The sequence below is a fragment of the Pseudomonas sp. 14A genome, assembly GCF_018132745.1.
Taxonomy (GTDB): Bacteria; Pseudomonadota; Gammaproteobacteria; order Pseudomonadales; family Pseudomonadaceae; genus Aquipseudomonas; species Aquipseudomonas mercuritolerans.
Genome location: NZ_JAGRQJ010000012.1, coordinates 47904 through 60966 on the forward strand (window position 1 = coordinate 47904; position 13063 = coordinate 60966).

Annotated in this window: 13 protein-coding genes and 1 pseudogene; 8 read left to right on the plus strand and 6 right to left on the minus strand. The window is 56.8% G+C overall.

Going from position 1 to position 13063, the window contains the following annotated elements; translation table 11 throughout:
* Nucleotides 1–99: 99 nt before the first annotated feature.
* On the minus strand, nucleotides 100–330 hold the full coding sequence (locus tag PS14A_RS12655) for a hypothetical protein (RefSeq protein WP_212616350.1): 231 nt from the start codon (nucleotides 328–330) through the stop codon (nucleotides 100–102).
* A gap of 18 nt (nucleotides 331–348) precedes the next feature.
* Here PS14A_RS12655 and PS14A_RS12660 point away from each other — a divergent pair, with 18 nt between their 5' ends.
* From PS14A_RS12660 to PS14A_RS12675, 4 genes are all read left to right on the plus strand, one after another.
* Nucleotides 349–867 (plus strand): sigma-70 family RNA polymerase sigma factor, encoded by a 519-nt coding sequence (locus PS14A_RS12660; RefSeq protein ID WP_051600722.1) that lies wholly within the window; start codon nucleotides 349–351, stop codon nucleotides 865–867.
* On the plus strand, nucleotides 854–1834 hold the full coding sequence (locus PS14A_RS12665) for a FecR domain-containing protein (RefSeq protein ID WP_212616351.1): 981 nt from the start codon (nucleotides 854–856) through the stop codon (nucleotides 1832–1834). Before PS14A_RS12660 ends, PS14A_RS12665 begins: the two co-directional genes overlap by 14 nt.
* A gap of 121 nt (nucleotides 1835–1955) precedes the next feature.
* Nucleotides 1956–4346 (plus strand): TonB-dependent siderophore receptor, encoded by a 2391-nt coding sequence (locus tag PS14A_RS12670; RefSeq protein WP_212616352.1) that lies wholly within the window; start codon nucleotides 1956–1958, stop codon nucleotides 4344–4346.
* Between the two features lie 121 nt (nucleotides 4347–4467).
* On the plus strand, nucleotides 4468–4953 hold the full coding sequence (locus tag PS14A_RS12675; RefSeq protein WP_212616353.1) for a DUF6130 family protein: 486 nt from the start codon (nucleotides 4468–4470) through the stop codon (nucleotides 4951–4953).
* A 59-nt stretch (nucleotides 4954–5012) separates the two neighbouring features.
* Here the strand turns inward: PS14A_RS12675 and PS14A_RS12680 are convergent, their stop codons facing one another.
* The 3 genes from PS14A_RS12680 to PS14A_RS12690 form a co-directional block, all read right to left on the minus strand.
* The gene (locus tag PS14A_RS12680; protein ID WP_212616354.1) at nucleotides 5013–6467 is read right to left on the minus strand and encodes a TrkH family potassium uptake protein; all 1455 of its coding nucleotides are present in this window, start codon (nucleotides 6465–6467) and stop codon (nucleotides 5013–5015) included.
* Nucleotides 6468–6751: 284 nt separating this feature from the next.
* Complete coding sequence (locus PS14A_RS12685) at nucleotides 6752–7042, minus strand: hypothetical protein (RefSeq protein ID WP_137213619.1); 291 nt, start codon at nucleotides 7040–7042, stop codon at nucleotides 6752–6754.
* Nucleotides 7039–7857 (minus strand): NAD(P)H-dependent oxidoreductase, encoded by an 819-nt coding sequence (locus PS14A_RS12690; RefSeq protein ID WP_137213620.1) that lies wholly within the window; start codon nucleotides 7855–7857, stop codon nucleotides 7039–7041. Before PS14A_RS12690 ends, PS14A_RS12685 begins: the two co-directional genes overlap by 4 nt.
* A gap of 89 nt (nucleotides 7858–7946) precedes the next feature.
* On the opposite strand from PS14A_RS12690, the gene PS14A_RS12695 reads away from it, so the two are divergent.
* Nucleotides 7947–8906 (plus strand): LysR family transcriptional regulator, encoded by a 960-nt coding sequence (locus tag PS14A_RS12695; RefSeq protein ID WP_212616355.1) that lies wholly within the window; start codon nucleotides 7947–7949, stop codon nucleotides 8904–8906.
* A 151-nt stretch (nucleotides 8907–9057) separates the two neighbouring features.
* On the opposite strand, the gene PS14A_RS12700 is transcribed toward PS14A_RS12695, so the two are convergent.
* Both PS14A_RS12700 and PS14A_RS12705 read right to left on the minus strand, forming a co-directional pair.
* Nucleotides 9058–9468, minus strand: coding sequence for a hypothetical protein (locus tag PS14A_RS12700; protein ID WP_212616356.1), 411 nt, complete (start codon nucleotides 9466–9468; stop codon nucleotides 9058–9060).
* Nucleotides 9469–9643: 175 nt separating this feature from the next.
* On the minus strand, nucleotides 9644–9955 hold the full coding sequence (locus PS14A_RS12705) for a hypothetical protein (RefSeq protein ID WP_122880606.1): 312 nt from the start codon (nucleotides 9953–9955) through the stop codon (nucleotides 9644–9646).
* A gap of 277 nt (nucleotides 9956–10232) precedes the next feature.
* Here PS14A_RS12705 and PS14A_RS12710 point away from each other — a divergent pair, with 277 nt between their 5' ends.
* From PS14A_RS12710 to folE, 3 genes and pseudogenes are all read left to right on the plus strand, one after another.
* Entirely contained in the window at nucleotides 10233–10514 is a 282-nt protein-coding gene (locus tag PS14A_RS12710) for a hypothetical protein (protein ID WP_130910228.1), read from the plus strand.
* Between the two features lie 124 nt (nucleotides 10515–10638).
* A pseudogene (locus PS14A_RS12715) lies at nucleotides 10639–12072 on the plus strand (IS1182 family transposase).
* Between the two features lie 425 nt (nucleotides 12073–12497).
* Entirely contained in the window at nucleotides 12498–13055 is a 558-nt protein-coding gene (gene folE / locus PS14A_RS12720; RefSeq protein ID WP_212616357.1) for a GTP cyclohydrolase I FolE, read from the plus strand.
* The last annotated feature ends 8 nt before the right edge of the window (nucleotides 13056–13063 follow it).

Genomic DNA, 13063 nt, shown 5'->3' on the forward strand with positions numbered 1-13063 from the left:
TCGTTGGCGCTAAAGAAAAAGTCGCAAACCGTGGTGCGATTATTCATGAACCGTGTTTAACGGATGCTTGTTCGATCCATCACGAACAAACTGCCGTCTTCATGCAATATCGGACACCCCTTTTCCGTGCATGTCCCTCAGATCAGTCCAAGCATGCAAACTCATTTTCGAAGCCCAGCTATCGATCAGGAGGATCGGCGCATTAGCATCTGATGGTGGCACTTTTTCCCGAGAAACCCGGGGCGTCATTTCGCCCGAAACAGACACTACGCGCGACGCATTTGCCTGATGGCCCAACGCCTGAGTAGAATGCGATTCATTATCAATCATGTATGTCCCGGGATGCCGATGCGTAGCGACGAAACACTAGGTACTGCAGATCCAGGGCTGCTCTATCGCACCCACTTCTCGTGGTTACAGGGCTGGCTGATTCGGCGCATCGGCTGTCGCGACAACGCCGCAGATCTGGCGCAGGACACTTTCGTCCGTGTGCTCAAACACCGCCATCAGTCCGGCGCCCTGCGCGAGCCACGCGCCTATTTGAGCAGCATTGCCCGCGGTCTGATGATTGATCAGTATCGTCGTCGCGAACTCGAACGTGCCTACCTGGAAAGCATCACCTTGCTGCCGCAACACGAGGTTCCCTCGGAAGAAAGCCGGCTGATGATTCTCGATGCGCTCGAGCGCATAGACCGTCTGCTTGACTCGCTGAAACCAAGAGTTCGTCAGGCGTTTTTATTTGCCCGACTCGACGGTCTGACCTGCGCACAAATCGCCGAAAAGCTCGGTGTTTCCCGCGCGACGGTGGAGCGCGACCTGGCCACGGCCCTGCAACACTGCTATCGCTTGCGTTATGTCGAGGCCTGAGCCCGAGGCGCTGGATCCGGCGATTGTCGAGCAGGCGATCCAATGGCTGGTGCGCCTTCGCTTCAATCAAGCCGATGAACAGACACAGCGCACGTTCGAGCACTGGCTGCAGCAGCGCCCGGAGCATGGATTGGCGTGGCAGCGTGTGGAAACGCTTGGCGATGAATTCGAAGGCGTGCCAGCTCAGCTGGCTCGACAAACCCTTAAGGGCGCCCGGCATGGAATGCGCCGGCGGGAAAGCCTGAAGCTACTGGGCGTATTGGCGACGGTCGGCACGGCAGCCTGGCTCGGCCGCGACTACACCCCCCTGCCCTCCATGCTCGCGCAGCAACGCAGCAGCACCGGCGAGCAACGACGTTTCCAACTCGACGATGGCAGCCTTATCCAGCTCAATAGCGATAGCGCCGTCGACAGCGATTTCGACGCCCAGCGGCGCCTGATCATCCTGCGCCGAGGTGAAATCATCGTGAATGTTGGTGCGGATCAACACTCGCCGCAAGCGCGACCGTTGTGGGTGCAATCACGCGACGGGATCATGCGAGCCCACAGCTCGCGCTTTCTGGTCCGCGAGCGTGACGACGGCACTCTGGTCGCAGCTCAGGAAGGATCAGTCACGGTTTTCCCCGGTTCCGGTCAAGCGTCTGCGAGCCGCAACGTCCTGGCAGGAAACCAACTGCTGTTCACCTCAAGTGACACCCGAACGTTCAGGGACATCGGCCTTGATCTATGGGCTTGGGGTGACGGTGTGATCAGTGCGAACCATATGCGCCTTGGTGACTTCATCGCAGAGTTGTCGCGTTATCGCCCAGGAGTCCTGCGCTGCGCCGAAGAGGTCGCTGATCGACGCGTTTCCGGCACCTTCCAGCTCGCCGACAACGATCGGGTCCTGGCATTGATCGCGCAGTCACTGCGCCTGCACATTGATTACCGAACCCGTTATTGGGTCACCGTAACCGCTGCCACCTGACTCCACCCGAATATTTTTTCGCTTCCTGAAAAATAATGAGGTGGTTTCTCATTCTCGTTCGACCTGTAAGGAAGGCCGGAATACAGGCCAGTCTGCCGATGTCCTTTCTTGGAGCGAGAAAATGAGTTCGTCCCCGGTTTCACAGCGCCATCCACTAAGTCGTGCCATGCACGGTGCGATCCTGGGTTTGATCGTCAGCAGCTACGCATTGCCATCGCTGGCGCAAACCTCGGGCGCTGATCACAGCAATCAAGTCAAACAGTGGAATATCGCCCCCGGCCCACTGGCGCCGGCGCTTGACCGCTTTGCGCGCGAGGCTGGCATCAGCCTTTCCTTCGACGCCTCGAGTGTGGCGAACCGCACCACGGCTGGCGTGAATGGTACGCTCGATACATCGGCAGCGCTGTCATCGTTGCTCCAGGGAAGCGAATTGCAGGTCGAACAGCAAGGCCCGAATGCTTACCTGCTGACCCCTCAAGCAAAAACCGCCGGCCCGCTGGAACTCGACGCAACGGCCGTCGAGGACTACCGCCTCGCCCCGCTCATCATCAATGCCAAGGTCCGGGTCAGTGCCGACGACGACGCCAACTCGGTGGTTGCCAAGGAGCTCTGGGTGGGCGGCAAGGTGGCCACCAGCATTCTCAATACACCGGCATCTGTGTCGGTGGTGACCAATAAGGAAATGCAGCAACGCAGCGTCAGCACCACGGAAGAAGCGCTGCAATACACGCCGGGCGTGGTCAGCGACTTTTATGGTACGGATGATCGCAACGACTATTTCCAAATCCGCGGCTTCCAGGCCACCACCTACCGTGACGGCTTGACCCTCAGCTCGATGCGCGGCGTACGCGAAGACCCATTCGCCTATGAGCGCATCGAGATTCTGCGTGGCGCCAACTCCACCCTGTTTGGCCCTGCGGACCCGGGCGGTTCGGTAAATTTCGTGACCAAACAGCCGCGCTTCGAGAAATTTGGCCAAGGCTATGTGACCTACGGTTCGTTTGACCATGTCGAGACAGGCATCGATGTCGGCGATGCGCTGAACGACGAAAAAACCCTGGCCGGCCGCTTTACTGCCAAAGGCCAGAACAGCGATCGCGAGTACGATCACTCGCAGGACGATAACCAGTTGTTTATGGGTGGCCTCACCTGGGCACCGACGGATTACACGTCGGCCACGATGATTCTGGACTACCTGAAAACCGAGAGTTCGCCCAACAGCGGCGGCTATCCACTGGATCGGGAATACGACCGCAGCAAGTTTTATGGCGAGCCCAGCTACAACTTCCACGATGTCGAGCGCACCAGCCTCAGCGGTAACGTCACCCATGATTTCGACAACGGTTTCGTGCTGCGCAGCAATCTGCGTTACAGCAAGTTGACCGATGATTTCGGCTACGTGTACCTCAGCGACAGTGCCGCACGTGTCGGTACTACCGTCGATCGATACCTGTTTGGCACGGACACTGACGCCGACCAGTTCAACGGCAATCTGATGCTGCAATACGATGCCCGCTTCGAGAACATCGACAGCAGCAGCCTGGTGGGCGTGGAATACCTCGATTCGACCACCAAGGAAAGCTCGGTCTACGCCCTGACGACCCCGATCGACATTGCCAACCCCGTGTTTACAGGCGTTCCACGCTCAATCGCGCCGTATGCCGTCAACAAGCGAGACGCGACTACCAAAGCCGTCTTCCTTCAGCAGAACCTGTCGTTCTACGAGCGCTTCATCGTCACCGGGGGCGTGCGCAACGACTCGATGGACCTGACCAGCAAAGGCTTGCAATCCACTGAGAAAGACACCTTCTCCGAAACCTCCTACCGAGGTGCGTTGACCTATATCGTCAACGATGAAGTATCAACCTACGTGAGCATGGTCGAATCCGTCTCGCCGCCGCAGGTTGGCGTAACACCGCAGACAGGCAGGCAATACGAAGTGGGCGTGAAGTATGCGCCGATGGGGATGGACGCATTGTTCTCCGCCGCGGTGTATGACCTGACCCAGGAAAACGTCACCATCGCCGTGGTGCTGCCAAGCGGCATCATCGAGCAGCAGACGGTGGGCGAATCGCGCGCGCGTGGCCTCGACCTGGAGGCCAAGGCGCAGGTAACGCAGAACCTGAGCCTGATCGGTGGCTATTCCTATATGGAGTCCGAGGTACTGCGCGGTTCGTTGTACGACGGCAGCTCGCTGAAGGGTAACGAATTCGCCACCGCACCCAAGCATTCCGCTTCGCTGTGGAGTTACTACGACGTACCCGCCACCGATGTCAGCGTGGGCCTGGGTGCGCGCTACGTCGGCGCTTATTACTTCGATGCAGCCAACTCCGGCAAAAGCGATGGCACCACCCTGTTCGACGCCGCCTTCAACTACAAGATCGCCAAAGGCACCGACCTGGCGGTGAACGTCAGCAACCTGCTGGACGAGCAGCATGTGGTCGGCTCCGGCACCGCGAACTTCTACAACCCGGGCCGCGAGATTACCGCCAAGCTGAGCTACAACTGGTAAACCGGCGGGTCAGCGTTTTTCCCCACACAGAAAACGGTGCCCGCGTTACCGCGGGCACCGTTAACTACGGGCATACCCAGGTTGATCTACGCTTGAATGAAATCACGCGGAGAAACAGATCATGTCCCTCGCTCCCGGAAGTCTATTGGCCCTGGCTTTGGGTGTCTGCTTTTGCACATCCGTACTTGGACAAGGGGCAGCAGACAGCGACTCTCCACCGGCGATACTGCCCTTGGCATCCGAGAGTGCGCCGAGACTCATTGCCTACCCGCCGCTTGCCGAGCCGCTCGCCCGTGGAGTGGTCATCATCCAGTTTCGAACAGAGCACGCCAGGATCATGCCGGTATTTGGCAAAGTGGCTGCTGAGGTATCACCACGCTTAGGTCACCTTCACGTGACCGTCGATGACTGGAAAGGTACGTGGGCGCACACCAGTGAAGACCCGATTATCCTGGTCGGGCTAACGCCCGGTCCTCACAAGGTTCTCTTGGAAGTGGCCGACCCGACGCACCAGATCATCACCAGTACGACAGTGAGTTTTACAGTACCGGAGAAGAAACCGATGGACGCTCCCCGTACTGACGATCATCACGCGGTAAAACCATGACTGCTGTGCTATTCGCCGAAACAGGCAATGATCGGCGTCTCTGCCAGCAATTGACTGGCTCAATATCTCCAGAAGACCGGGGTCACGAGCACCAACACCGTCAGGATTTCCAACCTGCCTAGCAGCATGCCAACGGTGAGTAGCCATTTGGCCGCATCGGGCAGTGACGAGAAATTACCTGCCGGCCCGATGATTGTGCCCAGGCCGGGGCCGACGTTACACACCGCCGTAGCGGCGCCGCTCAGGGCGGTGATCCAATCAAGCCCGATCAGCGCCAGGCCCAAAGCGATGGCGGCAATCGTGATGGTGAAGAAAAACGAGAAGGTCAGCAGCGAACGGACGATTTCCTCGTCGATGGGATGGCCATTGTATTTTTTCTGAATCACGGCCCGGGGATGGATCAACTGCTTCAAGCTGCTGACCAGAAGCGCGGCAGCCACCTGAAAACGGAAGATTTTCAGCCCGCCTGCCGTTGAGCCGGAACAGCCTCCGACGAAGGTCAAATAGAAAAACAACAACACAGCGAAGCTGCCCCACAGGGTGTAGTCGCCAACCGCAACTCCGGTGGTCGTGACGACCGAGGTCACATTGACCGCCACGATACGAAACGCGTCCCACCATCCGTAGTCGCTGTGCAAATACAGCCAGGTACCTACTGCCAACGATGTGACGAGCAGGAATCCAATAAACCCGCGTACCTGGTGATCCCTGATCAGCGCACGCCGATTGCCCCGACAGGTTGCGACGTACAAGGTGAATGGCAGGCTGCCCAAGATCATGATGACTACCGCCACCCAGTGAATTGCTGGCTGCTCCCAGTGCCCTAGGGAGGAGTCCGACGTCGAGAACCCGCCGGTAGAGATCAACGACATTGCGTGGTTGATCGCTTCGAATGGCGTCATTCCTGCGAGCCAGAGCGCCAAAGTGCCGACACCCGTCAGGCCCAGATAGAGCAAAAGGATGTACTTGGCTGCGACATGAGAACGTGGTGTCACTTTCTCCGACCAGTCCGAGGACTCAGTCTGGAAAAGACGCATGCCGCCAACTCGCAAGAGCGGAAGAATCGCGACAGCCATGCCGATAAAACCGATGCCGCCTAACCAATGCAGCATGGAACGCCAGATCAACAAGCCGGGAGAGGCGCTATCCAGACCGGTGAGTACCGTCGAGCCAGTGGTTGTGATGCCCGACATCGTTTCAAAGAACGCATCGGTGTAGCTGATATCGCTGATGAAAACCATGGGTAACGCTGCGAAGGCGCACACAACAACCCAGCTCGCGGTAGTCAGCAGGTACATGTCCCTGGGCCGAAGATTGCCAGTCTCCGGACGCCCTCGCACGATCAACAGCAGACCACAGATGAAGGTAATCAGACTCGACCAGAGAAAGGCCGACAGATCGTCGCTATGCTCATAGACCACCAGCGTCATCATGGGTATAGCCATGCTTACCGCCAGGGTGATCAAAAAAATACCCAAGATGAAGCCGATAAGCCGAATTGCTGCGAGGGACATCACGATAGCGTTCCAAATTAGCGCCGAGCAGTATCGGATGCCCTCAATAAAGACTGCGTAAATTCTCCGTAAAATTTTTATCTGCAATCAGGCAGGCTGCGGGAGTCAAAGCGGGGCTATGAGTCAATTACAGGCCTTCGCAACAGGCCGGAAACGGCAGAAGCCGCCAGTACCAGCCCTCTTCGCATCAGACGAGTCCCGGCCTGACGCTGCATGTTGCGCGTAAAATCTGGCTGCAGCATGCAGCGCCCTGCAAACGGAAGTTGATCTGCGCTGATCGCTCATCAGGAGGAAACGAGTTTCTCGTAATCAGAGAAGGGCTTGAGCGCGCAGTACTGCACGTGTAGCAGATTCCCTTTGACGTAAGGCAGCGCCTCGATGTAATCACGCGCCTCTTCGAAGGTGGCGGATTCCAGTTCAAACGCGGCACCGGGACCAGCGGCCAGCCCATGAACTGCGCGCACGATACCGTCAGCGAAGCCTTGCCAAACGTGCAATACCTCCGGTTTCGCCAGCCGCTTGAAGTCTTCTGCCGCTCCATCAGCACGGCGAGTCAGAATCACGAAGGTTTTCATGTCACCTCCTCCGTTTTCAGCTGCTTGCGCTGGGTTGTTTCACCATAAGCGACGTGCGCCATTATGCCGCTCTGGCCCACGGCCACATGCGGTTCAAGCTCATTGCGGGAAGTGTAGTCCCCACCGTTTTGGGGCCGGAAAGGTATTGGCGCATCTGTGAACAAATCCTCGAGTCGGGTGCGCCAAGCCTCTTTGGCTGCGATGGCATCTGCGGCGGTCAAGTTGCCAGTGCCGTATATGGCGAACGTCGGCAGCACATCGAACCCAGGAAAGTAGAGCGAGCCGTGCGTGATCGGAAACAGCAATTGCTCGAGTGGTCCGTTGATGCCGCGCGGCGAGTAGTCTTCTGCGGGGCCGCCGACAGCGACTGACAACATGGCCCGCTTGCCTTTGAAAGCGCCGTCACCATAGCGGTAGGCGTTGCCAGCGTCCTTGTAGCCGTGGGCGAGTCCGGCTGCCCAGACGCGATCTATCCACCCCTTCATGATGGCCGGCATGCCGTACCACCAAAGCGGAAACTGGAAGATGACAACGTCTGCCGCTAGAACCTTGTCTTGCTCCGCCGCCACGTCAGGGCTTTGGCGGCGATGACGATAGGCGTGGGCGGACTCTGCTCCGAACGACAGCCGCTGAGGGTTGGCCCGCTGAGGAAAGTCGTGCTCGTCGAATATCGCTTTCCAGCCCATGGCGTATAGATCGGATTGCAGGACCTCGTGTCCTTGCGCAGTCAAGCATTCAACAGACACATCCACCAGTTGCCGCGTTAGCGACGAAGGCTCGGGATGGGCATAGATGATCAGTACTTTTTTCGACATGAAGGACGGCTCCGCTGTGATTTCGAAGGAGTGTCGCGGGGCTCGGGCCATCTGTGAAATCGCAAAATTTTGCTGCTAACATAAGATCGATGGATACCAGACGCCTTGATCTAAATCTGCTTGTGACGTTGGAGGCCCTTCTCATTGAGCAGAACGTGACCCGGGCTGCCGCCCGTCTGCATTTGAGCCAGCCAGCAGTCAGCGCTCAGTTGAGCCGTCTGCGCGACGTCTTCAACGACCCTCTTCTGATCCCCGCGCAGCGTGGAATGACGCCCACCGTCAAAGCCTTGGAGCTGCTCGTGCCGCTTCGCCAAGCACTTGACCAGGTAAGGGCGACCGTCACTACTCACCTGAATTTCGAGCCCGCGACGGCGAGCCTGACGGTATCAATCGCCTGCACGGATTACGTGCAGGCGGTTTTGATCAAACATCTCGTTGTCGCCATGCGACGCGAAGCGCCGGGTGTTCGCATCGCACTGCGCATCCTGGACGTACCACAGCTGGAGCTGCAGATGACCCGCGGCGAGGTGGATCTGGCCGTGATAAACATGAACGGGGTTCCGCCCGCACTGCACTCGCAGCACCTCTATGATGAGAGTTACGTGCTGATCGGGCGTCGTGGGCATCCCAGCATGCGCGCGGACCTGACCGTGGATGAGTTCGCGCAGCTGGAACATGTCGTGGTGTCACTGCGCGGCGGAGGCTTCTCTACCTCGGTGGATCACGCCTTGGTAGCGCGCGGGCTGCGGCGTAACGTCGTTCATTCAGCGTCGTCATTCCTTCCAGTACCGGAGTTGGTCGCGCAGTCGGATTGTGTGGCCCTGGTTCCAAGTCGTCTTGTAGACGGTCGCAGCGAGCAACTGCTGTGCGTAGCCCCTCCATTGCCGGTGGAAGGTTTTGCGATTGGCTTGTTCTGGCATGAGCGGTCGGATGGGCATGCCGGCTTCAAATGGGTACGTGAGTTCATCACTCGCGTGGCCGATTCTCGTGCATCCGATTATGGCAACCCAAGAACTCTGACAACCTCGAAAACCGTCCAGACAAGCTAGCGTGTCGAGTACTCGATAGGTCAAAGGCTCGCTGGTTGGCTCGCTCTTGCAAGCTCGTTGAGGCAATAAACTTCCATCCATCTCCTTACGGTCGATTATGGGTTTTTATCGGCATACCTGAATGACTGTTTTGGCCGAAAGCAGGCGGGTATTACCTTGTTTCAGCTTCGTCAGGAGGCCAGCTCTCATAGAAAGAGCCGCCTACAGGGATCGGGTTGCCATCCATATGGTATGCGGCCCATGCCAGTACGTGTGCCATGCGTTCGGCAGCAACTGGCGACAGTCCGCAAGATTCTCTGACTTCGTCTAGCCGTACTCGGCAAACATCGAGGTGGCGTCGAACCCCGGAAAATCCACCAAGATAGAGAAAGAACTCGTCGAGAAGGATACCCACGCCTGAAACACCATAGGTGCCGGCCACACCTGGTGCCTCCTCATATAAGGCCTTCACATCATGGCCTTCCAAGGCCGCGACAGCGGTGAGTACCTCGCAAAAAGTATCTTTCATGCTGTTGCTGACCCAGAGGTCATAGCTGTTGCCGATAATGATGGGCGCGCCCATGAGTCTTACTCTGATGTCGATAATGGAATGCTGAAGAAGAGGCGTATTCAGCCATGTAGCCAATTTTCAATAGGCCGTCTCCGCTCCGATTATTATCTTTTGGGGCTGAAAAAGGCCATGCGTGGACGGCTGCTTTTGGCCGGAAGCTGCCTCCCAGGCAGCGAACCGTGAATGGTCACTCGTCAAACAAGGTCCAGCCATGGCAAATGCCGGCAAAGTCTTTTGCCGTAAAAAATAATGTCAGTTCCTTTGGGTCAAATTCTTTGTAGAGCCAATGCCCAGGAATGGGGCCTCTCGTTATCGCGTATTCCAAGCGGTATTTTTGAACAGGTCCAAAACCGAAGGAGCGTGAATTCAACTCAAACCTGTCACCTCTGTTGAGCGCCCATAGCTTTTCAACAAGGCAGTCATCAAGCACCACCTCTCCCGCTACCTCAACGAGATACTTTGAATGAAGTTTCTGTTGAAGCCTAACGCTTCTGGCCATGCATCAACCTACCTATGAACAGTCCGAGCCTCGGCACAATAATACTTGACCATGATGATGACCGCTTTGGGTTGAAAAAAGTGCGTTGGGCGTCCGCTTTTGGTCCAGGCTGTGTGAAAACGTCAGCGTCGATAGGGACGGGGCGTCTCTACGTGAAGTCCGTAGATATACGGAATCATCTTCACTGCTCTGGAGGTCAGTTCTTACGACGTTGGTTAAAGGATTTCTTGAGTTCATCGGTATCATTACTCTCGCCCCTCTCAAATCAGGTCATGCCATGAACCAAAACCCTATGGAATCCTGCCCCCGCTGTGGATCGGTCCAACACGTCAGACCAAAGGGAATTCTGATAGGAGCAGCAAGCCCAAAAAAACGCTTCAATGGGGAAGAAAAAGCAGGCTATCAACGCTTGGATCAGCTAGCAGTTGATGAATGCAAGCCTGCCCTTCTGAAAGCAGCGCCGCTGGAGCAGCTGGTTGATGGGTTTTATTGCGATCATTGCGGGGTGGGTTTTGTAACAAGCGAGATTGTACAAGGTGTCGACCGAACATCGCTCTAGAGACGATGACGGGGGTTGTTTAGATCGAAACGGCTTTTCATGACAGGCAGAAGTCGAGCACACCGGGTGAAAACGCCAGTGCTTGTCTAATCTTTTGATCGTCTAGATCGTATCGAGGACGATCATGAAGCGATTCATTGAAGGCGAGGCCCGGACGCAAGTGACTCTGCTGCCGGAGTGCCTGGACGATTACGTAACCGAAGAAAATCCAGTCCGAGTGGTCGACGTTTTCGTCGATGAACTCGACCTGGGCGCACTTGGGTTTGAGGGCGTCGATCCTGCTGCAACGGGTCGTCCGGCCTATCATCCAGCGGTCTTGCTAAAGATCTATATCTACGGCTATCTCAATCGGATTCAGTCCAGTCGCCGGCTTGAGCGTGAGGCCGAGCGCAACGTCGAGTTGATGTGGCTAACGGGGCGTTTGGCCCCGGACTTCAAAACCATTGCCGACTTTCGCAAAGACAACGGCAAAGCCATTCGCAGCGTATGCCGCCAGTTCGTAGTTCTTTGTCGCAACCTCAATCTCTTCTCCCAATCGATCATCGCCATCGACGGCAGCAAATTCAAAGCCGTCAATAATCGCGACCGCAACTTCACTCAGGGCAAGGTGAAGGCACGCATGCAGCAGATCGAGCAGAGCATTGATCGATATCTGGCGGCGATGGATTCGGCGGATCGGGCAACGCCCGAAGTGGCCGAGGCCAAAGCAGAGCGGCTTAAAGAAAAGATAGAAACACTGAAAAAGCAGATGCAGACACTCAAGGACATCGAGGCGCAGCTCCACGAAAGTCCAGACCAGCAGATCTCCCTCACAGGCCCAGATGCACGCTCAATGGCTACGAGCGGCCGAGGCACCGGAACGGTTGGCTGCAACGTACAAACAGCTGTCGACGACAAACACCATCTGATCGTTGCCCATGAGGTGCCAACGTTGGTAATGATCGTGGGCAACTGAGCAATATGGCGAAACAAGCGCGTGAAGAAATCGAGGCTGAATCGCTAACGGTGGTGGCCGACCGAGGCTATTACAAAGGTCTGGAAATCCTTGCTTGCGAGCAAGCCGGCATCACTACCTTCGTACCGAAACACCCCACATCTGGCAGCAAAGCCGAAGGCCGATTTGGTAAGCAGGACTTCATCTATCTGCGGCGTCGGACGAGTATCGATGCCCTGCGGGACAGTTACTAACCAGGCGGCATTCGTCATGGAAGACGGCATGTTATTGCATTGTTACTACTTTTCGGGCTGCCAGTCCTGCTCAATGCAAAAGCAATGTACGACGGGTAAGGAGCGCCGTGTGAAGCGCTGGGAACATGAGGCTGTAGTCGACGCGATGCAGGTTCGGCTAGAACATGCCCCGGGGAAGATGAAGGTTCGCCGCCAGACTGTTGAACATCTTTTCGGAACGCTCAAGTACTGCATGGGAAGTACCCACTTCCTGACCAAAACCCTGCCGAGGGTGAGCACTGAGATGAGCCTTCATGTGCTCGCCTACAACCTCAAACGAATGATGAGCATCTTCGGCATCGCAGGACTGCTTGAGGCGATCAGGGCGTGAACCAAGCCGCTTGGCCGTTCGTGAGCGCCTGTTTGGGTCGCTGACGCGGCCCAAACGGCAATACGAACGCCTATGCAACTGATCAAGGAAATTCGCGCTTCCGTCCGCTGATTCCACTGGCACCATCGCGACTTTCAGTTTGCGACGTATTTTGTGCGTTTTCACACAGCCTGGGTCGATAGCTACCATCCGCCACCGGCAGCTATCAGCTGAGACGCCCGTACATCTGGCCCAAGCAAGCCACTCACCAAACCTGGCCCCATGTTTTTCCTGCCTGCAATCCCAAACCCGCACAAAAAAACCACCGATGCGTTGTCAGTTGATCCTTTTCAGCCTATCTTCATAAAACCTATACAGACAACCTGTATGCGTACAACCTTTTCACCCGACTGTGTCCCTAACCCGCACCGCCACGAGTAACCCGAATGAGCCCACTACTAGCCAGCCATTACCGTGAAATCCTCGTTGGCGTCGGTGAAAACCCGGAACGCGAGGGTTTGCTGGACACGCCCAAGCGCGCCGCCAAGGCGATGCAATACTTGTGCAACGGTTACGCGATGAGCCTGGAAGACGTCACCAACGGTGCGCTGTTCGAGTCGCAGAGCGATGAGATGGTGATCGTCAGCGACATCGAGCTCTATTCGCTGTGTGAACACCATATGCTGCCGTTTATCGGCAAGGCGCATGTGGCGTATATCCCCAATGGCCGGGTGCTGGGGCTGTCCAAGGTCGCGCGGGTGGTCGACATGTTCGCGCGGCGTCTGCAGATCCAGGAAAACCTTACTCGGCAGATTGCTCAGGCGATCCAGCAGATCACCGACGCTGCCGGTGTCGCGGTGGTTATTGAGGCCAGGCACATGTGCATGATGATGCGCGGCGTCGAGAAGCAGAATTCGATCATGACCTCCTCGGTCATGCTCGGTGCCTTTCGCGACAGCTCGACTACGCGGCAGGAATTTCTCCAGCTGATCGGCCGGCGCTAGGCCTATAC